Annotated in this window: 16 protein-coding genes and 3 pseudogenes; 9 read left to right on the forward strand and 10 right to left on the reverse strand. The window is 74.6% G+C overall.

Annotated elements, in window-relative coordinates; translation table 11 throughout:
- Positions 1 to 4 precede the first annotated feature (4 nt).
- Both ACQPYN_RS05850 and ACQPYN_RS05855 read right to left on the reverse strand, forming a co-directional pair.
- Positions 5 to 1,519 carry a glutamate--cysteine ligase gene (locus ACQPYN_RS05850; RefSeq protein WP_433034541.1) on the reverse strand — a complete coding sequence of 505 codons (1,515 nt, stop codon included), beginning with the start codon at positions 1,517 to 1,519 and terminating at the stop codon, positions 5 to 7.
- A gap of 252 nt (positions 1,520 to 1,771) precedes the next feature.
- Positions 1,772 to 2,329 (reverse strand): bifunctional nuclease family protein, encoded by a 558-nt coding sequence (locus ACQPYN_RS05855; protein ID WP_433034543.1) that lies wholly within the window; start codon positions 2,327 to 2,329, stop codon positions 1,772 to 1,774.
- Positions 2,330 to 2,541: 212 nt separating this feature from the next.
- Between ACQPYN_RS05855 and ACQPYN_RS05860 the strand changes: the two are divergent.
- Both ACQPYN_RS05860 and ACQPYN_RS05865 read left to right on the forward strand, forming a co-directional pair.
- Positions 2,542 to 3,353, forward strand: a pseudogene (locus ACQPYN_RS05860) (TrmH family RNA methyltransferase).
- Positions 3,350 to 4,072, forward strand: coding sequence for a DUF2537 domain-containing protein (locus ACQPYN_RS05865; protein ID WP_433034545.1), 723 nt, complete (start codon positions 3,350 to 3,352; stop codon positions 4,070 to 4,072). The pseudogene ACQPYN_RS05860 and the gene ACQPYN_RS05865 overlap by 4 nt, the downstream one beginning before the upstream one ends.
- Here the strand turns inward: ACQPYN_RS05865 and sepH are convergent.
- The 3 genes from sepH to ACQPYN_RS05880 all read right to left on the reverse strand — a co-directional run bounded on the left by sepH (position 3,978) and on the right by ACQPYN_RS05880 (position 7,694).
- A complete protein-coding gene (gene sepH, locus ACQPYN_RS05870) occupies positions 3,978 to 5,159 on the reverse strand; it encodes a septation protein SepH (RefSeq protein ID WP_433034547.1) in 1,182 nt (393 codons plus the stop codon). The two genes, ACQPYN_RS05865 and sepH, sit on opposite strands and share 95 nt — an antisense overlap.
- 211 nt (positions 5,160 to 5,370) lie before the next feature.
- Positions 5,371 to 6,507, reverse strand: a complete 1,137-nt coding sequence (gene serC, locus ACQPYN_RS05875) for a phosphoserine transaminase (protein WP_433034549.1) — start codon at positions 6,505 to 6,507, stop codon at positions 5,371 to 5,373.
- Positions 6,508 to 6,569: 62 nt separating this feature from the next.
- Positions 6,570 to 7,694, reverse strand: a complete 1,125-nt coding sequence (locus ACQPYN_RS05880; protein ID WP_433034551.1) for a citrate synthase 2 — start codon at positions 7,692 to 7,694, stop codon at positions 6,570 to 6,572.
- A 250-nt stretch (positions 7,695 to 7,944) separates the two neighbouring features.
- On the opposite strand from ACQPYN_RS05880, the gene pdxH reads away from it, so the two are divergent.
- Together pdxH and ACQPYN_RS05890 are read left to right on the forward strand one after the other, a co-directional pair.
- Complete coding sequence (gene pdxH / locus ACQPYN_RS05885) at positions 7,945 to 8,598, forward strand: pyridoxamine 5'-phosphate oxidase (protein WP_433034553.1); 654 nt, start codon at positions 7,945 to 7,947, stop codon at positions 8,596 to 8,598.
- A gap of 18 nt (positions 8,599 to 8,616) precedes the next feature.
- A complete protein-coding gene (locus tag ACQPYN_RS05890) occupies positions 8,617 to 9,975 on the forward strand; it encodes an MFS transporter (protein WP_433034555.1) in 1,359 nt (452 codons plus the stop codon).
- 64 nt (positions 9,976 to 10,039) lie between these two features.
- On the opposite strand, the pseudogene ACQPYN_RS05895 reads toward ACQPYN_RS05890, so the two are convergent.
- Positions 10,040 to 11,356, reverse strand: a pseudogene (locus ACQPYN_RS05895) (NAD(P)/FAD-dependent oxidoreductase); the annotation flags it as partial.
- Positions 11,357 to 11,444: 88 nt separating this feature from the next.
- On the opposite strand from ACQPYN_RS05895, the gene ACQPYN_RS05900 reads away from it, so the two are divergent.
- The 5 genes and pseudogenes from ACQPYN_RS05900 to ACQPYN_RS05920 all read left to right on the forward strand — a co-directional run bounded on the left by ACQPYN_RS05900 (position 11,445) and on the right by ACQPYN_RS05920 (position 16,919).
- Entirely contained in the window at positions 11,445 to 12,344 is a 900-nt protein-coding gene (locus ACQPYN_RS05900) for an aldose 1-epimerase family protein (RefSeq protein ID WP_433034557.1), read from the forward strand.
- Between the two features lie 23 nt (positions 12,345 to 12,367).
- Positions 12,368 to 13,311 (forward strand): annotated as a pseudogene (locus tag ACQPYN_RS05905) (carbohydrate kinase family protein).
- A 187-nt stretch (positions 13,312 to 13,498) separates the two neighbouring features.
- Entirely contained in the window at positions 13,499 to 14,803 is a 1,305-nt protein-coding gene (locus ACQPYN_RS05910) for a citrate synthase (RefSeq protein ID WP_433034559.1), read from the forward strand.
- Positions 14,804 to 14,922: 119 nt separating this feature from the next.
- Positions 14,923 to 16,302 carry a cryptochrome/photolyase family protein gene (locus ACQPYN_RS05915; RefSeq protein WP_433034561.1) on the forward strand — a complete coding sequence of 460 codons (1,380 nt, stop codon included), beginning with the start codon at positions 14,923 to 14,925 and terminating at the stop codon, positions 16,300 to 16,302.
- A gap of 134 nt (positions 16,303 to 16,436) precedes the next feature.
- A complete protein-coding gene (locus ACQPYN_RS05920; protein ID WP_433034563.1) occupies positions 16,437 to 16,919 on the forward strand; it encodes a hypothetical protein in 483 nt (160 codons plus the stop codon).
- A 167-nt stretch (positions 16,920 to 17,086) separates the two neighbouring features.
- Here the strand turns inward: ACQPYN_RS05920 and ACQPYN_RS05925 are convergent, their stop codons facing one another.
- From ACQPYN_RS05925 to ACQPYN_RS05940, 4 genes are all read right to left on the reverse strand, one after another.
- Positions 17,087 to 18,076 (reverse strand): glycine betaine ABC transporter substrate-binding protein, encoded by a 990-nt coding sequence (locus ACQPYN_RS05925; RefSeq protein ID WP_433034565.1) that lies wholly within the window; start codon positions 18,074 to 18,076, stop codon positions 17,087 to 17,089.
- An 89-nt stretch (positions 18,077 to 18,165) separates the two neighbouring features.
- On the reverse strand, positions 18,166 to 18,987 hold the full coding sequence (locus ACQPYN_RS05930) for an ABC transporter permease (RefSeq protein WP_433034567.1): 822 nt from the start codon (positions 18,985 to 18,987) through the stop codon (positions 18,166 to 18,168).
- Positions 18,984 to 19,358 (reverse strand): hypothetical protein, encoded by a 375-nt coding sequence (locus tag ACQPYN_RS05935; protein ID WP_433034569.1) that lies wholly within the window; start codon positions 19,356 to 19,358, stop codon positions 18,984 to 18,986. Before ACQPYN_RS05935 ends, ACQPYN_RS05930 begins: the two co-directional genes overlap by 4 nt.
- A complete protein-coding gene (locus tag ACQPYN_RS05940; protein ID WP_433034571.1) occupies positions 19,355 to 20,290 on the reverse strand; it encodes an ABC transporter ATP-binding protein in 936 nt (311 codons plus the stop codon). The genes ACQPYN_RS05935 and ACQPYN_RS05940 overlap by 4 nt, the downstream gene beginning before the upstream one ends.
- Positions 20,291 to 20,347: the final 57 nt, after the last annotated feature.

Below are 20,347 nucleotides of genomic sequence, written 5' to 3' on the forward strand. Positions count from 1 at the left end.
CACCTCAGATCCCCGGCCAGGTGTGCACGGGCTCGTTGGCCTCCATGCCCTCGAGGTAGGCGCGCATCATGTGCCGGATCGCCGTGGGGCGGTCGGCGCCGCGGCGCTCGGCCTCGCTCACGGCCCGGATCTGCCAGGCGGCGCCCGTGCACCGGCGCACGCAGCGCTCCTCGATCACGGACAGGTAGCGGTCGGCCTCCGACCCGTCGACACCCCAGGCCGCGAGGCCCTCCTGCGCCAGCGGCAGCATGCGCCGCAGCGCGAGCTCGTCGGCCCGGACGGTGCCGATCCCGGGCCAGTACAGGGCGGCGTCGATCCCGTGCCGCGCTCCGGCGGTGAAGTTCGCCTCGGCGGCGTCGAAGGACATCTGCTGCCACGGCGGGCGGTCGGACTCCGCGAGCGCGCGGATGAGCCCGTAGAAGAACATCGCGTTGGCGACGGCGTCGACCGCCGTGGGACCGGCGGGCAGCACGCGGTTCTCCAGCCGCAGGTGCGCGACGCCGTCGGCGACGTCGTACACCGGGCGGTTCCAGCGCCACACCGTGCCGTTGTGCAGCCGCAGCTCGTGCAGGCTCGGCGCGCGACCGGCGTCGAGCTCGGAGAACGGGTCCTCGTCCTCGGCGAGCGGGAGCAGCGCGCCGAAGTAGCGGACGTTCTCCTCGAAGAGGTCGTAGGCCGACTGGGCCCATCGGTCGCCGAACCACACCCGCGGCCGCACGCCCTGGTTGCGCAGCTCCACGGGCCGGGTGTCGACCGCCTGGGTGAACAGCGGCACCCGCGTCTCGGCCCAGAGCCGGCGGCCGAGCAGGAACGGGGAGTTCGCCGCGAGCGCCACCTGCAGGCCGGCGACGGCCTGCGCGGCGTTCCAGTACGCGGGGAAGGTCTCGGGCGTCAGCTGGAGGTGCAGCTGCAGCGAGGTGCAGGCCGCCTCGGGCGCGATCGAGTCGACGTCGAGCACGAGGTGCTCGGCCGGTGAGCCGTCCGACGGCCCGCCACGGGCCGCGGGGGGCTCGGTGATGTCGAGGCGGAAGGGCTCGCCGCGCGCGGTGAGCATCTGGCGGTTGAGCAGCGCGTAGCGCGGGTCCTCGGTGAGCTGGTCGGAGGCGAGGTGCTCGGCGCCGAGCGTGGGCAGGATGCCGATCGTCACAGCGCTCGCGCCGACCCCGCGGGCGCACTCCCCGGCGCTCGACACCGCGTCGAGCATGTCCTTCTCGAGGTCACGGGCGGTGGCGCCGGGCAGCATCCGCGGCGGCAGGTTGATCTCGAGGTTCCAGCGGCCGAGCTCCGAGGTGAGCACGTCGGACGCGGAGCGGTCGAGCACGGCGTGGTTGAGCATCGCCGGGCGCATGTCCTCGTCGACCAGGGCGAGCTCGATCTCCACCCCGGTGCTGGGCTCGTCGGCGGCGAAGCGGCCCTCGGTGACCATCCGCCCGAACGCCTCGAGGCAGCGGTGGATCCGGTGCCGGTACCGAGCCTGGTCCGAGGCGGTGAAGAGGGTGGCGGCGAGGTGCTGGCCCATGACCCGCCCGGCTCCCGTCCACGATCCGACTCGACCACCGGGTACCGCCACGACGGCGCGGTACCCCCGACTCACGCGAACCCCGACGACCGGACACGCTGACACAGCCCGGAGGTCGACGCCACCCGCCGAGGCCGTCCGCCCGCGGAAAGAGTCCGTTCAGCGTAGGGCATGTCCGGCGTCGACCGTTCGGCGCCGCAGGGTGACCTCTGGCCCACTACAGGACGATCGCGTGCGCCGTTCGGCCGAGCGTCAGCCGCTGCGCCCGAAGTCCTCCGGCGAGATGTTGTCGAGGAACGCCCGGAAGCGGTCGACCTCGTCCTCGTCGGCGCCGCCGGCGCTGCTGGCCGTGGTGGCGGCCTCCTCGGCCTCGTCGTCCTCGACCACCACCCCGGCGTCGGCGAGGACGCCCTCGGTGGCGTGGATCGGCACGTCGGCGTGCAGCGCGATCGCGATCGAGTCGCTGGGGCGCGCCGAGACCCGCAGCCCGCGGTCGAACACGAGGTCGGCGTAGAACGTGCCGCCCCGCACCTCGGTGATCTCGATGCGCTCGAGACGCCGCCCGAGCGCGGAGACCACGTCGGAGATCAGGACGTGGGTCAGCGGGCGCTCGGGGAGCCGTCCCTGCTGCTCGAGGGCGATCGCCTCGGCCTCGGCCAGCCCGATCCAAATCTGGAGGCAGCGATTGCCCTCGGTCTCCTGCAGCAGCACGACGGGGTGCCGGCTCTCGCCCGACCCGGCACCCGAGCCGCCGCCCTGCTGGGTCGCGTCGTCCACGGCCAGCACGCCGACCACCCGCATCTCGCTCACGGCTCCAGCCTCCCACGTCTCCGGGCGCCCCCGGAGGGCTTCCGTCCCGCCGAATCCCGCTGCGGCGCTTGCCGGACCCGGATGCCCCACCCGGTCCGGACGACACACGGAGCCGCTCGCGCGCCGCCTCGTGTTCTCCCGTCGCTCCGCTCGCCCGGGACGGTGCCTCGCCGCCTCGGATCCCGCCAGTCGGGGTCTGGGACGATACGCACGTGGCGCGTGTGGTGGCGGTCGACGACGCGGCCGACCCGCGCCTCGCCGACTTCCGCGATCTCGCCCGCGCCGACCGGCGTCCCGACCGTCCCGGCGGGCGCGGTCTCGTACTCGCCGAGGGCACCGTGGTCGTGCGCCGCCTGCTCGCCTCGCCCTACCCGCCGCGGGCCCTGCTCGGCGTGGCCCGCCGCGTCGAGGACCTCGCCCCGACCTGGCCGGGGCCGACGTACCCGCCTACGTCACCGACGCCGCGACGATGGCGGAGGTCGTCGGCTTCCACCTCAACCGGGGCGTGCTCGCCAGCGCCGACCGCGCGCCCGCGCCCGACCTCGCCGCGCTGCTGGCCGGCGCCCGCCGGGTGGCAGTGCTCGAGGGCGTCAACGACCACGAGAACCTCGGCGCGCTGTTCCGCAACGCCGCCGCCTTCGGGGTCGACGCCGTGCTCGTGGGCCCCGAGTGCGCCGATCCGCTCTACCGCCGCAGCGTCCGCGTCTCGACGGGCCACGTCCTGCGCGTGCCGTTCGCCACGTGCGGCCTCGCGGCGGCCGTGACGGCCCTGCGGGGCGCGGGGTTCACGCTCGCGGCCCTGACGCCCGGCGGGGACCCCGGGGCGCTGGCGGGGCTCGCCGGGCACGAGCGCGTCGCCCTCCTGCTCGGCGCGGAGGGCCCGGGGCTGTCCGACGAGGCGCTCGCCGCCGCCGACGTCCGGGTCCGCATCCCGATGGCCGGCGACGTCGACTCGCTCAACGTCGCCACGGCCGCGGCGGTCGCGTTCCACGCCACGGCGGGCCCGGTGGGGTCGGCGTCGTGAGGGTCGTCGAGGTCCGCGCCGAGCGGGGGCGGGCGATGGTCGCCGGGGTGCCGCTGGGGGAGGCCGGTGATGCGGGCGTCGGCGACCCGGGCGCCGGCGGGCGGACGTGGGGCCTGCCGCCCGACCTCGTCGACGCGCTGCGGGAGTGGGCGCGGGTGGCCGCGTCGGTCCCCGCCCTGCCCGCTGCGGCCCTGCCCGTTGCTGCGTCGCCCGACCCCGCCCCCGAGACGATCAGCCGCCGCGGCCGCCGGCTCGCCGCGCGCCTGTCCGTGGAGCTGGACGCGCCCGTCGACTACCACGACCCCGTCACGGGGCACCGCGTGGCGCTCCGGGCCGTGACGCGGACCCCGTACCTGCCGCCGGTGCCGCCGCTGCCCGTGCGGGCGAGCGAGAACGGCAACGGGGCCACACCCCACCTGCCCCCCGAGGCCCAGGAGCTCGACGCGGCCACCGCGGCCGCCGAACCGACCCCCTGGGGCGTCGGGCTGCTCCTCGTCGCCCTCGTGGCCGGGGTCGTGCTGCTGGCGAACCTGGCCCTCGCCGCGCCGCTGGTGACCGGCCTCGGCGTGATCGGGCTGGCCGTCGACGCCGCGGTCGTCGCCGGCCTGGTACCGGCCCTGTGGCTCAACCGGCACGTGCCCACCTGGCGCTGGGCGGTGTACGGGACGTTCGTCGGCACCGGGCTCGCGCTGGTGTTCCTCGCAGTGGCGGCGTTCTAGCTCGTCCCCGCCCGTCAGGTGCGGGGCGAGCGCGTCCCCAGCAGGACGTCCTCCCACGACGGGACGATCGGGTGGGCGCGCCGGCCCCGGCGACTGCCCTCGCCGGGGTCGGTGGTCGGGGCGGCGACCTCGGCCGCGGCCGGCCCGGGATCGACCGCGGGCGCGTCGGTCTCGTCGCGCTGTCCCGCGCGGGGGACCGGCATCTGGTCGCCGCCCGAGGAGGCGGCGCGGGGGACGCGGAGGCCGGCGGCATCACCGGGCGTGCCGGGCGGCCCCCGCGGCGGGCGGCGCCGCGCTCGGGCCGGCGGGAGCCCGCTCCGGAACCGTGCGACGACGACGAGGCGTGCCCCGACCCCGCGGGGCGGCGCGGGGCGACGTCGCCGGAGGCGGCCATCGCGGGGGTCTGTTCGAGGGCCTCGTCGAGCGCGTCGTGGACGTCGGCCGGGCCGTCGCCGGCCTCGGGGTCCCCCGGCTTGTCGACGCGGCGCGGGCCGGCGGTCGGCTCCTGCCCGAGCAGCTCGCGGGCGGGGTCGTCGCGCGGGTCGACGGTGCCGCCGGCGGCGCCGGGCTTGAACGCCCAGCGGGCGACGTTGTCCGAGCGCCCGGCCTGCCACGACAGCGTCACGATCCACGACGCGCCCTCGGCCTTGCTGGCGTCCCACCGGCCGTCGTCGAGGTCCTGTCCGCGGGCGGCGAACGTCGCGGCGACGATCTCGCCGAGCGTGCGCTCGTCGGTGCGGGCGGCGTCGCCGGGGAGCAGCGGGTGGGCGCGGCGGGCGATCTCGGCGACCCGGGCGCGCTCGAGCAGCACCGGGTAGGCGAAGCGCTCGACGTGCGCGGCGCTGACCCCGCCGGCGGCCGCCACGTCGTCCACCGACTCGCCGGCCCGCACGCGCGCCTGGATGTCGCGGGGCCGCAGCGGGCTGGTGATCTCGATCTCCATCTGCCCCAGCCTCCGGACGTCGCCGCGCGCGGCGGCCCGCAGTCGCTCGTCCCCCGACACCGCGAAGCGCTCGTGGCGGATCGGGTCCTCGAGGATCACGGTCTCGTGGTCGTCTCCCAGGCCGACGACGCGCAGCTGACGCATCAGGCCTCCCCGTCGGCTCGCGGGCCCGGACCCCGGACGTCGGTGCCACCCTGCGGCGGCGGTGGGGCGCGGTGCTCGCCCACCGACGCTAGGCGAGCGGTCTCCTCGGACGAGGGAGGCGCGCCGCCCGTGTCTCTCGTCTGCGTGGGACGGGAGACACGGGCGGGGCGGGCGTGACGGCTGAGCTAGCCCGTTCGGCCCAGCCGGCTGGTCACGACTGACGCTCGATGACCCAGTCGATGCACTGGGTCAGCTTGCTGACGTCGTCCGGCTCGACCGCGGGGAACATCCCGATGCGCAGCTGGTTGCGCCCGAGCTTGCGGTACGGCTCGGTGTCGACGACGCCGTTGGCGCGCAGGGTGGCCGCGACGGCGGCGGCGTCCACGTCGTCGGTGAAGTCCACCGTGCCGACGACCTGCGACCGGTGCTTCGGGTCGGCGACGAACGGCGACGCGACCGTCGACTCCTCGGCCCACTGGTAGAGGCGGTCCGAGGAGTCCTTGGTGCGCCCGGTGGCCCAGTCGAGCCCGCCGCCGGCGTTCATCCACTCGATCTGGTCGGCGAGCAGCAGCAGCGTCGCCACCGCCGGGGTGTTGTAGGTCTGGTCCTTGCGGGAGTTGTCCAGCGCGGTGGGCAGCGAGAGGAACTCGGGGATCCAACGCCCGCCCGGCCGGTCCTTGTCGATCTGCTCGACGCGCTCGAGCGCGGCCGGCGACATGATCGCGATCCAGAGCCCGCCGTCCGCGGCGAAGGACTTCTGGGGCGCGAAGTAGTAGACGTCGGACTCGCTGATCTGCACGGGCAGCCCGCCGGCACCCGAGGTCGCGTCGATCGCGACGAGCGCGTCGCCGGACCCGCTCGGGCGCGTGACGGGCACGGCCACACCGGTCGAGGTCTCGTTGTGGGCCCAGCCGATGAGGTCGGCGCTCGGGTCGGAGGTCGGCTCCGGGGCGCTGCCCGGGTCGGCGGAGACGACGATCGGGTCGGCGAGGAACGGGGCGCCCTTGGTCACCGAGGCGAACTTCGAGGAGAACTCGCCGTAGGTGAGGTGGAGGCTGCGGTCGCGCACGAGGCCGGCGGCCGCGGCGTCCCAGAAGGCGGTGGTCCCGCCGACGCCCAGCACGACCTCGTAGCCCTCGGGGAGCGAGAACAGGTCGCGCAGGCCGGAACGGATGCGCCCGACGATCGACTTGACCGGCTTCTGGCGGTGCGACGTGCCCATCACGTCGCCGGACTGGGCCAGGTGGGCGAGCTGTTCGGGGCGCACCTTCGAGGGACCGCACCCGAACCGCCCGTCACTGGGCAGGAGCTCGGCGGGAATCTGCAGCGTGTCGGTCGACGTGGTCACGCCGGACATCCTCCCAGCGTCCCGCGACGATCGCTGTCGTGTGGGCCACGTCCGGGGGCGGCTCAGGCGCTCCGCGCCACCTCCGCGACCCCCCGCGGCCCCGGTCCGATGTACTGCGCCGACGGGCGCACGAGGCGCCCGGTGCGGCGCTGCTCCAGGACGTGGGCGGCCCAGCCCGCCGTGCGGGCGCACGTGAACATCGCCGGCATCACCTCCGCCGGGACGCCCGCGAGGTCGAGCATCACCGCGGCCCAGAACTCGACGTTGGTCTCGATCGCGCGGTCCGGTCGGCGCTCGCGCAGAGCGCTCAGCGCGGCCGTCTCGAGCGCGGCGGCCGCCTCGAAGCGCGGTGCGGCGAGCTCCCGGGCGGTGCGGCGCAGGACGCGGGCGCGCGGGTCCTCGGCGCGGTAGACGCGGTGGCCGAAGCCCATGAGGCGTTCGGAGCGGTCGAGGATGCCCGCCACCACGGCGTCGGCGTCGCCCGTGCGCTCGACCTCGGCGATCATCGGCAGCACGCGGGCGGGCGCGCCGCCGTGCAGCGGGCCCGACATCGCGCCGACCGCCGCGGAGAGCGAGGCCGCGGCGTCGGCGCCGGTCGAGGCCACGACGCGGGCGGTGAAGGTCGAGGCGTTGAGCCCGTGCTCGGCGGCCGAGACCCAGTAGGCGTCCAGGGCCCGGACGTGCGTCGGGTCGGCCTCGCCCCGCCAGCGCACGAGGAAGCGCGCCACCGGGTCCTCGACGGCGGACAGCTCGGCCTCGGGCACGGGCGGCAGGCCGTCGCCGCGGGCCGAGCGGGCGACGAGGGCGAGCGCCGCGGCCGCGCTCCGGGCGAGGTCGTCGCGGGCACGCTCCGGGGTCGCGTCGAGCAGCGGCGGCAGCGACCAGCGCGACCCGAGCAGCGCGAGCCCGGCCTGCACGTCGACCCGGACGTCGCCCGAGAACGGCGGCTCGAGCCCCGGCTCCTCGCGGGGCAGCGGGCGCCCGAGGTCGCCGTCGACGAGCAGCCCGAACACGTCGCCGAACCCCACGTGGCCCACGAGGTCGGTGATGTCGACCCCGCGGTAGCGCAGGGCCCCGCCGTCACGGTCCGGCTCGGCGATCTCCGTGCGGAACGCGACCACGCCCTCGAGGCCCGGGGAGAAGCCCGGCGGCGGCGGAGGGACGGCGGTGACGGGGGCGGTGCTCAACGGGGTCCTCCTCGCGTCGCGGCACGGGATCCCGGTCGGGGCCCCGCTGCCCGGACGGGCCCGCCGAGCCACCAGGGGTGGGTGGTCGTGGGCCCAGCAGCACCGTGCGCCGCGAGCCGCGGCGCGGGCAACTCCCGGTGTCGCCGGACGGCTTGTGTCGCTGCTCACGTGGTGCGCACGGCCCCGTCGCCTACCGTGCGGCGGGACTTCGGACGGCACGCAATTCGGACAGCACGGGCGAGGGAGACGGATGGCGGGGGAGACCACGGGGCTACCGGGCATGCGCGAGGACTACCGGGCGGCGACGCTCGACGCCGCGGACCTCGCCGGCACCTGGCACGAGCAGCTGATCGCCTGGATCGGCGCCGCCCGGGAGGCCGGCCTTCCCGACGCCAACGCGATGGTCCTGGCCACCGGCGACGACGAGGGCCGCCTCACCACGCGCACGGTGCTGGCCAAGGACGTCGACGCCGGCGGCGTCACGTTCTTCACCAACTACACCTCGGAGAAGAGCCACCAGCTGCGGCAGACCCGGCAGACGTCGGCGACGTTCCCCTGGATCGCGCTCCAGCGGCAGGCGACGGTGATCGGCACCGTCGAGCTGCTGTCCCGCGAGGAGACCCTCACCTACTGGCGCACCCGCCCGCGTGGCTCGCAGCTCGGGGCGTGGGCGTCGCCGCAGTCGGCGGTCGTGCGCGACCGCGCCGCCCTCGAGGACCTGCTCGCGGGGGTCGCCGACCGCTTCGCCGACGACGAGGAGATTCCGCCGCCGCCGCACTGGGGCGGCTGGCGGATCGTGCCGACGCACGTCGAGTTCTGGCAGGGCCGCACGGACCGCCTGCACGACCGGCTGCGCTTCCGGCGGACCGATCCGGGGTGGGTCGTGGAGCGCCTCGCGCCGTAGGGGCGCAGGATCGCCGCCGTGGCACGTACGGCTCGCGGCTTCCTGGCCGACACCACCCCGCTCCGCACGCCGGCCTTCAAGCGTCTCTGGATCGCCGCGATCGTCACGGTCGTCGGCGCGCAGCTGTCCGTCGTCGCCGTCCCGACGCAGCTCTACCAGCTGACCGGCTCCTCGGCGTGGGTCGGCCTGACGGGGCTCTTCGGGCTGGTGCCCCTCATCGTCTTCGGGCTCTGGGGCGGGGCGATCGCGGACGCGGTCGACCGCCGCGGGCTGCTGGTGTTCACCGGGACCGGGCTCGCGGTGACGTCGCTGCTGCTCGGGCTGGCCACGGTCACCGGGATCGGCGGGCCGTGGGAGGTGCTGACCCTCTACGCGGTGCAGACCGCGTTCCTGGCGATCAACCAGCCCACCCGGGCGGCGGTGCTCCCACGGCTCCTCCCGCACGACCAGCTGCCCGCGGCCAACACGCTGCTGTTCACCGTGACCCAGCTCGGGGCCATCGCCGGGCCGCTCCTCGCCGGGGTCGCGCTGACGTTCACGTCGGTCGGCACGCTCTACCTCGTCGACACGGTCTGCCTCTTCGCCTCGATCTGGGCCGCCTTCAACCTGCCCCGCCTCCCGGTCGGCGACGGGCCGGGGGGCGTGCGCGGGGTGTTCCGGGCGGTGCGGCGCAGCGCCGGGATCGGTGGGGTCCTCGCAGGTTTCCGCTACATCGCGATGAGCCAGGTCCTGCTCGTCTCCTTCCTCGTCGACACCGTGGCGATGGCCCTCGGCATGCCCCGCGCGGTGTTCCCGGAGGCGGCCGAGCAGACGTTCGGCGACCCCCCGGGCGGCGGCCCGGCGCTCGGGGCGCTGTTCGCCTCGATCGCGATCGGCGCCACGCTCGGCGGGCTGTTCTCGGGGCGGCTGCACGGCATCCGGCGCCAGGGCGTGGCGGTGACGCTCGCCGTCTGCGCGTGGGGTGCCGGCGTCGCCCTGTCCGGGCTGACGTCGATGCTGTGGCTCGCCGTCGCCCTGCTCGCGCTCGCCGGAGCGGCCGACCTCGTCAGCGCGGTGTTCCGGCAGACGATGCTGCAGGTGGTCGCCACCGACGAGATGCGCGGGCGCATGCAGGGCGTGTTCACCGTCGTCGTCGCGGGCGGGCCCCGCCTCGGCGACCTGTGGCACGGCCCGGCCGCCGAGGCCTGGGGCACCGGCGCCGCGACCGTCGTCGGCGGCGTCGGCGTGATCGTGCTGACCGTGATCGTGGTCGCGATCTTCCCGGTCTTCTGGCGCTACCGGGCCCCCCTGGCCGACGACGAGCCCCCCACCGAGCCCTCCGGCGACGCGGCCTCGGCCGACCCGCCCGAGCGGCCGGGGAAGGTCTCCGACGACTGAACCCCGCCGTCCTCCGGGGCCGCGGCCCGGGTCGACGCGGGGCCGTGCGGAAGCCGAGCCCGTGCTGCGGCACCTCCGGCGACGCCGAGTCCAGCGGCACGGCCGGCGAGCGCACGAGCCCGAGCTGGGCGGTCTGGCGCGGCAGCAGGGCGTCGAGGAGCCAGTCGACGGCCGTCCGCACGCGATTGCCCGGCATCGCGATCAGGTGGTAGCCGCGGGCGACGACGTGGGCGGGCTTGCCGCTGAGCCGCACGCCCAGCGGGTTGGCCGCCGCGTCGAAGCCGCCGAGGTCGACGACGAAGCCGAGGTCGCGGTGCTTGTAGGTCCGCGACCGCCCCGTCCCGAGCGAGGCCGCGACGTTGCGGCCCGCGAGGCGGCCCTGGCGCTCGGCGTGCTGCGCGGTCATCGCGGTGTACTCGCCGGGACGGGCCCGGTCGGGCACCGCGGCGGCGTCCCCGCAGGCGAAGACGTGGGGGTGGTCGGGGACGCGCAGCCGGGTGTCGACGACCATCCGGCCCTGCTCGATCTCGACCCCGAGGTCGTCGATCAACGGGTCGGGCCGCACGCCGACGCACCAGAGCAGGGTGCGGGTGGGGATGTGCTCGCCGGAGGACGACAGACGCACCCCGTCGCCGGTCGCCTCGTCGACCTCCTCGTGGGTGCGGACGTCGACGCCGCGCTCGCGCAGCACCCGGTCGGCGGTGGCCGAGAGGTGCCCGGCCAGCCCGGCGAGGATCTCGCCGCGGCTGACTAGCACCCAGCGCGGGACCTCCTCCAGGCCGCGGCTGGCCGCGAGCTCCTTGGTGAACAGGTAGCCCTGCGCGGTGACCTCCGTGCCCGTGTAGCCCCCGCCCACCACGACGACGGTCAGCCGGGCGGCGCGCTCCTCGGGGTCCTCGCACACCGCCGCGAGCTCGACCTGCCGGATGAGGTGGTCGCGCAGGTACAGCGCCTCGGGCACGCCGCGGAAGCCCTGCGCGTACTCGGTGACCCCGGGCACCGGCAGCACCTTGTGCACGCTGCCCGCCGCGATGACGAGGCGATCCCAGTGCGTCTCGTGGTGAACGCCCTCGGGGTCGAGCCAGCCGATCGTGTGCCCGTCGAGGTCGAGCTCGTCGACCTCCCCCGGAGCGTGGCGCACGCAGCGCGGCAGCGCGGCGGCGAGCGCCACCGAGATCCGGCGCGGCTCGAGGATGCCGGCGGCCACCTCGGGCAGCAGGGGGAGGTACAGGAAGTAGTTGGTGGGGCTGACGAGGATGATGTCCACCTCGTCGCCCATGCGCTTCGCCAGGGATCGCGCCGCCTGGAATCCCGCGAACCCGCCGCCGACGATGACCACCTTGGGCGGTCGTCCGTCCTCTCCCCTGGTCTCCTCCGTCATGTCCGGCACAGTGTCCGTTCCGACCGGTGCGCGAAACCCGAGAACGCTGGACGCAAACCGATCGTCACAACCGCTAGCGTCTCCTGCCGTGCACCCGACCGGCGAGCAGATCGACCTCGTCGCCGGCGCGACGCACGCCGTCGTCACCGGGGTGGGGGGCGGGCTGCGGGCGCTGGAGGTCGACGGCCGGGCCCGTGTGGAGGACTTCGGCGCCGACGCGGCCCCGCCGATGGGCGCCGGCATGGTCCTGGTGCCCTGGCCCAACCGCATCGCCGGCGCGCGCTACACCTGGCGCGGACGGGAGTACGTCCTCGAGGTCACCGAGCCGGCCCGCGGGCACGCGAGCCACGGGTTCCTGCGGCGCCGCCCCTGGACGGTCGCCGAGCGCGCGGAGGACTCCGTCACCCTCAGCGCCGACGTCGACCCGGCATGGGGCTGGCCGGGGCCGCTGCACGTCGCGACCACCTACGCCGTCGACCCCACCGGGCTGACCGTCACCCACGCCCTGACCAACACCGGTGACGGCGAGGTCCCCGCGGCGCTGGGCGCCCACCCCTACCTGCGCGTCGGCGACACCCCGCCGGCCGACTGCACGCTCACCCTGGCCGCCGACCGGATCGTCGACGTCGACGACGTCCTGATCCCCACCGGCATCCGGCCGGTGACCGCCGACGAGGACCTGCGCGGCGGGCGCCGCGTCGCCGACCTCACGCTCGACACGTGCTTCGGCGCCGTCGCCCGGCCGGACGGCGTGCTGGGCGTGCTCGGCGCTCCCGACGGACGGGCGACCGTCCTCTGGGCGGACGCCGACGTGCGCTGGGTCCAGGTCTTCACCCCCGACGACCTCGACGGACGGGGCCGTGCGGTCGCCGTCGAGCCGATGACCTGCCCGCCCGACGCCCTGAACTCGGGCACCGACCTGACGGTCCTCGCGCCGGGGCAGACGTGGAGGTTCTCGTGGGGGATCGCGGCCCGGGACGCGGCGTGACCGGGCGCGACGTGACGGGGCGGATCGTGGTCGGTGGCGAGGCCCTGGTCGACCTCGTGCCCATCGGCGGGGACCACGACGGCGACCCCGCCCTGCGCCCCCTCGCCCCGCGGCTGGGCGGCGGCCCGTTCAACACCGCCGTCGGGCTGGGCCGCCTCGGCGTGCCGACGACGATGCTCACGCGGCTGTCGACGGACCCGTTCGGCGACGCGCTGGTGGCCCGCCTGCAGGCCCAGGGCGTCGACACCGCGCACGTCCAGCGCGGGCCGGAGCCGACGACGCTGGCGGTCGTGACGCTCGACGGCGACGGCGCCGCCCGCTACACGTTCCACGTCGAGGGCACCGCGGACCGCCTCGTCGCCGACCCCGGCGAGCTCCCCGAGGACACCGCCGCCGTGGCGGTCGGGACCCTCTCGCTGGTGCTCGAGCCCGGGTCGTCGCGCTACGCCGCGCTGGCCGCCCGGAGGCCGCGCGCGGCCGGCTGGTGAGCCTCGACCCCAACCTGCGGCCCGGGCTCGTCGACGACCCCGACGCCGTCGTCGCCCGCCTCGACGGCATCGCCGCGGTGGCGGGGCTGGTCAAGATGTCCGACGAGGACGCCGAGCGGTGGGGGCGCTCGCCCCAGGACGTGCTCGACGCCGGGGCGGGCGCGGTGGTGCTCACCCGCGGCGCCTCGGGCCTGACCGCCCACACGCGCGGCGGCGGGGTCGTCTCGGTGCCCTCGGACGAGATCGGTCCGTTGGTGGACACCATCGGCGCCGGCGACAGCGTGCACGCCGCGCTGCTGGCCTGGCTGGCCGACCACGACGCGCTCGACCGCGACGCCGTGACGGCGCTCGACGCGGACGCGTGGGCCGACGCGCTCGGGTTCGCGGCCCGGGCGGCCGCCTGGACCGTGTCGCGCGCGGGCGCCGAACCGCCGTGGCGCACCGAGCTGGATCAGGGCGCCTCGAACGACCGCCGGTAACACGGCCGTCACACAGTGACATGCACCACGCTCGGCAACGGGCCGCCTCGTGATGCGTCACGGACCGCGCGGGCGCTACGGTTCGCGCTCGAACGACCCCGATGCTGCGGGAGCGCGCCGCGGGGACAACCCCCGGCGGCCGGGCCGCCCCTCCCGCTCACACCAGCGTGAGAGGGACTGACTGCGAATGGCCAGCGAGGACTCCGAGAAGCGCACTGCCACGCTGTCGTACCCGGGCGGCGAGCACACGATGGAGATCGTCGAGGCGACCGAGGGCGCCTCGGGTGTGTCGCTCGGGAAGATGCTCGGCGACACGGGGCTGATCACCCTCGACCCGGGCTACGTGAACACCGGCGCGTGTCGCTCGGACATCACCTACATCGACGGCGACGCGGGCATCCTGCGCTACCGCGGCTACCCCATCGAGGACCTGGCGAAGAACTCCACCTTCGTCGAGACCAGCTACCTGCTGATCTACGGTGAGCTGCCGAACAAGCAGCAGCTGGAGACGTTCACCGACCAGATCCAGCGGCACACGATGCTGCACGAGGACCTGAAGAAGTTCTTCGACGGCTTCCCCGTCGACGCGCACCCGATGCCGGTGCTCTCGTCCGCGGTCTCCGCGCTCTCGACCTTCTACCAGCGCGCCCTCGACCCGTTCGACGAGCCGAACGTCGACCTCTCGAGCGTCCGCCTGCTGGCCAAGGTCCCGACGATCGCGGCCTACGCCTACAAGAACTCGATCGGCCAGCCGTTCCTCTACCCGGACAACTCCCTGGGCCTGGTCGAGAACTTCCTGCGCCTGACCTTCGGCCTGCCCGCCGAGCCGTACCAGGTCGACCCGGACGTCGCCAAGGCGCTGGACATGCTGTTCATCCTCCACGCCGACCACGAGCAGAACTGCTCGACGTCGACGGTGCGCATGATCGGCTCGTCGCAGGCCAACCTCTTCGCCTCGATCTCCGGGGGCATCAACGCCCTGTTCGGCCCGCTGCACGGCGGCGCCAACGCCGCGGTGCTCACGATGCTCGAGGGCATCCGCGACAACGAGGGCAACGCCGACGAGTTCGTCCGCAAGGTCAAGAACAAGGAGCCGGGCGTCCGGCTCATGGGCTTCGGCCACCGCGTCTACAAGAACTACGACCCCCGCGCGGCGATCGTGCGCGACACCGCGCGCGGGATCATCGAGAAGCTCGGCGGCGGCGACGAGATGCTCGACATCGCCATGCGACTCGAGGAGTACGCGCTCGAGGACGACTACTTCGTGGAGCGCAAGCTCTACCCGAACGTCGACTTCTACACCGGCCTGATCTACCAGGCGATGGGCTTCCCGACCGAGATGTTCACGGTGCTCTTCGCCATCGGCCGCTTGCCGGGCTGGATCGCCCACTGGCGCGAGATGATCGACGACCCGGACACCCGCATCGGCCGCCCCCGGCAGGTCTACACGGGGCCCACCGAGCGCTCGTACGTGAACCTCGACCAGCGGTAGGCGCGCTTTCTGGTGCAGCGAACGCGCTGTTCGCTGCTTCTAGGCGCACGAACTCCCCGTTGATCACACGTGGTGGCTGCCCAGGGCGTGCTCGGCGCGTTCCTGGGTAGCCACCCTTCATGGGCGACGATCTCGACGACACGGCGATCGTGTGGTTCCGCCGTGACCTCCGGGTGCACGACCAGCCGATCTTCGACGTCGCGGCGACGCGGGCGACACGGTCGCTGGCGGTCTTCGTGCTGGACGAGACGCTGCTCGGCCCGTCCGGGAAGGCCCGGCGGACGTTCCTCTACCGCAGCCTGCGCGACCTCGACGAGTCCTTGGGCGGGCGTCTCCTCGTCGTCCGGGGCGACCCCGCCGAGGTGATCCCGAAGCTCGCCGGCGCCGTGAAGGCCCGCAGCGTGCACATCGCCGCCGACTTCGGGCCCTACGGACGCGAGCGCGACGAGGCCGTCGAGAAGGCCCTGGGTGAGCGGGACGTCGAGCTGGTGCGCACCGGCTCGCCCTACGCCGTGGCCCCGGGGCGCGTCACGAAGTCCGACGGCGAGCCCTACAAGGTCTTCACGCCGTTCAGCCGCGCCTGGGCGGAGCACGGCTGGCGGGCGCCCGCCGAGACCGACGCGTCGAGCGTGGACTGGATGGACCCGGGCGAGAAGGACGGCGGCCCGCGGGCGGTGAAGATCCCCGACGACGAGGCCCCGGAGGCCGAGCTCCCCACCGCGGGCGAGCGCGCCGCCCGCGAGCAGTGGGAGGCGTTCGTCGACGAGCACCTCACCGATTACGACGACCTGCGCAACCGTCCCGACCGGCCGGCGACGTCCCGGATGTCGGTGTACCTGAAGTACGGCGTCGTCCACCCGCGCACGCTGCTCGCGGACCTGGGCGGCGGCGGCAAGGGCCCGGCGTCCTACCGCAACGAACTGTGCTTCCGCGACTTCTACGCCGCGGTGCTCTGGTTCTGGCCCCGGTCGGCGCGCGAGAACTTCGACCCGAAGTTCGACCGGATCACCCTCGACAGCGGGAAGTCCGCCGACGAGAAGTTCCGCGCCTGGACCGACGGCCGCACCGGCTTCCCCGCCATCGACGCGGCGATGCGCCAGCTGCGCGGGGAGGCGTGGATGCACAACCGCATGCGCATGGCCGTCGCGTCGTTCCTCGTCAAGGACCTGCACCTGCCATGGTGGTGGGGCGCGCGGCACTTCCTCGACCTGCTCGTCGACGGCGACCTCGCGTCGAACCAGCACGGCTGGCAGTGGGCCGCGGGCACGGGCACCGACGCCGCGCCCTACTTCCGCGTGTTCAACCCCGTGACCCAGGGCGAGCGCTTCGACCCGCAGGGCGAGTACGTCCGGCGCTGGGTGCCCGAGCTCGCCGACGTGGAGGGCAAGAAGGTCCACCAGCCCTGGACCCTCGCCGAACCCCCGTCCGACTACCCGGCCCCGATCGTCGACCACAAGGCCGAGCGCCAGGAGGCCCTGGCCCGCTTCAACGCCCTCTGAGCTCGATCTCGTGCGCGCTTGCCCCTGCCCCTGGCACGGACGAGCGGGCACGGCTCCCGACCCCGTTCGGGTGGTGGACGGCCGACAACGGGCGGTTCGGCTAACGACCGGGGCGGTCAGCCGAAGATCCCTGCATGAACCACGGCGAACGTCTCGGACTCGTCCTCGGCACGGCGTTCGCCGCCCTCGGTCTCACGGCGTGCGCCGCAGTTGGGCCGTCGCCAGTCGTGGCCGCAGCACCGCTACCGCCGGTTCCCTTGGTCGTCCCGACGTCGAGCGTCGTCCTGCCGTCCCCTTCCACGACACCGTCAACGACCACCGCACGGCGCACGACGACCACGGCCACCACGCCCGAGGACGAGGAGGAGGTGTCCGCGGACGAGTGCGACCGCATCGCGATGCGCTCCGACCTGTCGAACGCTGAGCTGAGGCCCTACCTGATGTCGATCGGCTGCCACGACGCCGCAGACCGGCTCCTGGTCGGCGGTGCTCACGACGCGGACACCGACGCGACGTACGAAGATCCCGGTGAGGCAGCCCTCGACTCGTGCACCGAGCAGACGGGCATGACCCGCGAGGAGTGCATCGCGGACGCCGCAGCCGGCAACGCCAGCTAAGTGACCCGCGGGCATGAGCTCGCAGCCGAGAGTGCGTCCATCATGATCGAAGCGCGTCTTTGATCACGATGGACTCACTGTCGACGTCCCCCGACGCACGAAGGGCACCAGCGCTCGGGAGAACCGAGCGATGGTGCCCTTCGACCAGATCAGGAGGCGAGTGGCGATCAGCCGCCGATGAAGCCCTGCTGCTGGAGGAACTCGGTCGCGACCTGCTGGGCGTCACGGCCCTGTGACGAGATCTGGCCGTTGAGGTTGAGCATCACGTCGTCGGTCAGGCGCGGCGAGATCTGGTCGAAGACCTGCACGACCTGCGGGTTCCGGTCGACGACCTGCTTGCGGATGGTGTTCGACGCGTTGTACTTCGGGAAGAAGTTCTTGTCGTCGGCCAGCGACACGAGGTTCAGCGCGGGGATGCGGCCGTCGGTGGTGAACACCTCGCCGAAGAAGCAGGGGTTGCCGTTCGCGGTCGCCTGGTAGATCGCGCCGGTGTCGATGACGGTCAGGGCCGGCGGGGCGTCGTAGGGACGGGTGACGCCGTAGGTCGTCAGCAGGTTCGGCAGGCCGTCGTTGCGGCTGGCGAACTCGGCCTCGACGCAGGTGGTGGCCTGCGGGTTGCCGCTGTTGATGAAGTTGGCCCAGTCCGTGGTGGTGCGGAGGTTGTTCTGGTCGGCGAACGCGCGGGTCGTGGCGATCGCGTAGGTGTTGTTGAACGGCGTCGGGTTGGTCCAGACGATCTGGTTGCGCTGCAGGTCCTGGTCCCGCACGGCGACGTACTGCTGCTGGGAGTCGGGGATCGGCGTGGTGTTGCCGAGGTTCGTGATCCACCCGGTGCCGGTGTACGACCACCCCATGTCGATCTCGCCGGACACCAGGGCCTGGCGGGCCGCGGCGGAGCCGGTGATGTTGCACCGGTCGTTGACGGTCGCGCCCACCGACTGCAGGGCCGACACGCTCATCTTGCAGAGCAGCAGCTGCTCGTCGAACTCCTGCCCGCCGACCGTGTAGGTCTGGCCGGCGAGGTTGATCCCGCTGGCGGCGAGGCTGCCGCCCTCGGCGGCGGGCTGGCCCGAGCCGGAGAGCCCGCCACAGCCGGCGAGGACGAACGCGAGGACGGCGATCGTGGCGCCCATGAGCCGGGCGGGACGTCGGAGCATCGGATGATCCTTGCAGTACCCAGTCTTTACTGCGAGCGCTGGATGACCTCGAAGCGTGTCCGCTTTGACGCCGGTCACACCCACTTGCGTCACGGGCGAACCCGACCCCACGCCTCGCGGAAGCTGACCCGGGCTCCGGTCCGCAGCACGGAGTTCGCGTAGATCCGCCCGCCCAGGGCCAGCACGGCCGCCGTGAACGCGATCGTGAGGGCGAACGCCAGCACGACCTGACCGACCGGCGCGACGCCGAGCGCGATCCGCGCGGGCATGAACAGGGGGCTGAACGGCGGCAGCAACGAGATGACCGTGATCGCCGTGCCCCGCGGGTCCGAGGTCAGCAGGTTGAAGCCGACGACGAAGCCGAGCAGCACCGTGATCGTGATCGGCGACAGGACGCTCTGCGTGTCCTCCTGGCGCGAGACCAGCGACCCGGCGGCCGCGAACACCGTCGCGTAGAGCGCGAAGCCGAGCAGGTACCAGACGACCACCGACACCACGGTCGACACGAGCCCGGCCCCGCCCGAGAGCACCCCGGCGGCGCCGGCGACGGCGAGCCCCGCGCCGCCCAGCACCACGAGCTGGAGGAGGCCGACGGCCCCGAGCCCGAGCACCTTCCCGAGCAGCAGCTGCCAGGGCCGGACCGACGACAGCACGATCTCGACGACCCGGCTCGCCTTCTCCTCGACAACCCCCTGCGCGACCATCGCGCCGTAGGTCTGGATGGAGAAGAACAGCAGGAACGCCCCGGCGAGCCCGAGGCCCAGCCGCTGCCCTGCCTGCGGGTCCGGCGGCTCCGCGGAGACCACGACGGGACCGGACTCGGCGACCGCCGCGTCCAGCCCGGACGGGTCGACGCCCCGGCCCACCAGGTAGGCGTCGCGGGCCACGGCCGTCGTCGCGTCGACGATCACGCGCTCGAGCGCGGCGTCGGGCTCGGACTCGACGTAGACCCGCGGGCGGACCGGGTCGCCGCCGACCAGCGCGTCGAGGTCCCCGCGCGCACCGCCGCCTCGCCCGCGGCGACCTCGGCCTGCGGCACGACGGTGAGCGTCAGGCCTTCGGTGGGCGCCGCGCGCTCCAGCGGGCCGGTCAGTGCCACGGCGGGACCGGTGACGCCGACGCGCGCGGTGTCCTCGCCCGAGGCGAGGGTGGCCACCACCGCCGCGTAGACGCCGAGCAGGAGCAGCACGACGAGGGTGCCGACGACGAACGCCCGGCCCTTGACCCGCGACGCGAACTCGCGCCGGGCGATGAGCGCCACGGGGCGCAGGGCGCCGTTCACGCGGCGGCCCCGGGCGCCTCGGACGGGGCCGGCGTGCCCGTGTCGGCCACCGTGTCCCGGTAGATCTCGGACAGCGGGGGCCGGAGGCGCCGGAACTCGAGCACGGGCCCGGTCCGGCGGGCCGCGTCGAGGACGGTGGTCAGCGTGGCGTCGGAGGGGTCGGCGAGCGTCAGCACCGTCCCCTCGCGCGCGGCGCGCGCGCCGGCGACGCCGGGCAGGGCGTCGGCCCAGCCGGGCGGGGCGTGCGGCGCGACGACGAGGAGCTCGGGGGCCGAGGCGTCGCGCAGCTCCTCCACGGTGCCCTCGGCGACGGCGCGCCCGGCGCGGACGATGCCGACGCGGTCGCAGAGCCGCTCGACGAGCTCGAGCTGGTGGGACGAGAACACCACCGGCGCGCCTGCGTCGCGGCGCTCGCGCAGGACCTCGCTCATGACGTCGACGGCCAGGGGATCGAGGCCCGAGAACGGCTCGTCGAGCACGAGCACGTCCGGGTCGGCGACGAGCGCGGCGGCGAGCTGGACGCGCTGCTGGTTGCCCAGGCTCAGGCGCTGGACCTCGTCGCCGCGGCGGTCGGCGATGCCGAGGCGCTCGGTCCACCGGTCGGCGGCGGCGCGGGCGTCGGCGGCCGACCGTCCGCGGAGCTCGGCGAGGTAGCGCAGCTGCGTCCCCACGGCCATCCGCGGGTAGAGGCCCCGCTCCTCGGGCATGTAGCCGATCCGCCGGCGCGACGCGGCGTCGAGCGGGCGCCCGTCGAGCCGGACCTCGCCGGCGTCCGCGGCCAGCACGCCGAGCGCGATCCGCATCGTCGTCGTCTTGCCGGCCCCGTTCGCGCCGACGAAGCCGTAGAGCTCGCCGGGGCGCACGGTGAGGGTCATCCCGTCCAGGGCCACCGTGGACCCGAACCGCTTGGAGACCCCGTCGATCTCGAGCATCGCTCTCCCACCTCCGCGCCGGCGCGTCAGGATGTCGGAGATCAGCAGCCCGGGCCA

The organism is Actinomycetospora sp. CA-053990 (assembly GCF_050948445.1).
In the GTDB taxonomy this organism is placed as follows: Bacteria; Actinomycetota; Actinomycetes; order Mycobacteriales; family Pseudonocardiaceae; genus Actinomycetospora; species Actinomycetospora callitridis.

Bases quoted from the DNA above. Each gene is read 5' to 3' on its own strand.
- ACQPYN_RS05915 (WP_433034561.1), top strand. From the start codon at position 14,923: ATGGGCGACGATCTCGACGACACGGCGATCGTGTGGTTCCGCCGTGAC.
- ACQPYN_RS05910 (WP_433034559.1), top strand. From the start codon at position 13,499: ATGGCCAGCGAGGACTCCGAGAAGCGCACTGCCACGCTGTCGTACCCG.
- pdxH (WP_433034553.1), top strand. From the start codon at position 7,945: ATGGCGGGGGAGACCACGGGGCTACCGGGCATGCGCGAGGACTACCGG.
- ACQPYN_RS05940 (WP_433034571.1), bottom strand. From the start codon at position 20,290: ATGCTCGAGATCGACGGGGTCTCCAAGCGGTTCGGGTCCACGGTGGCC.
- ACQPYN_RS05850 (WP_433034541.1), bottom strand. From the start codon at position 1,519: ATGGGCCAGCACCTCGCCGCCACCCTCTTCACCGCCTCGGACCAGGCT.
- sepH (WP_433034547.1), bottom strand. From the start codon at position 5,159: ATGCGTCAGCTGCGCGTCGTCGGCCTGGGAGACGACCACGAGACCGTG.
- ACQPYN_RS05920 (WP_433034563.1), top strand. From the start codon at position 16,437: ATGAACCACGGCGAACGTCTCGGACTCGTCCTCGGCACGGCGTTCGCC.
- ACQPYN_RS05925 (WP_433034565.1), bottom strand. From the start codon at position 18,076: ATGCTCCGACGTCCCGCCCGGCTCATGGGCGCCACGATCGCCGTCCTC.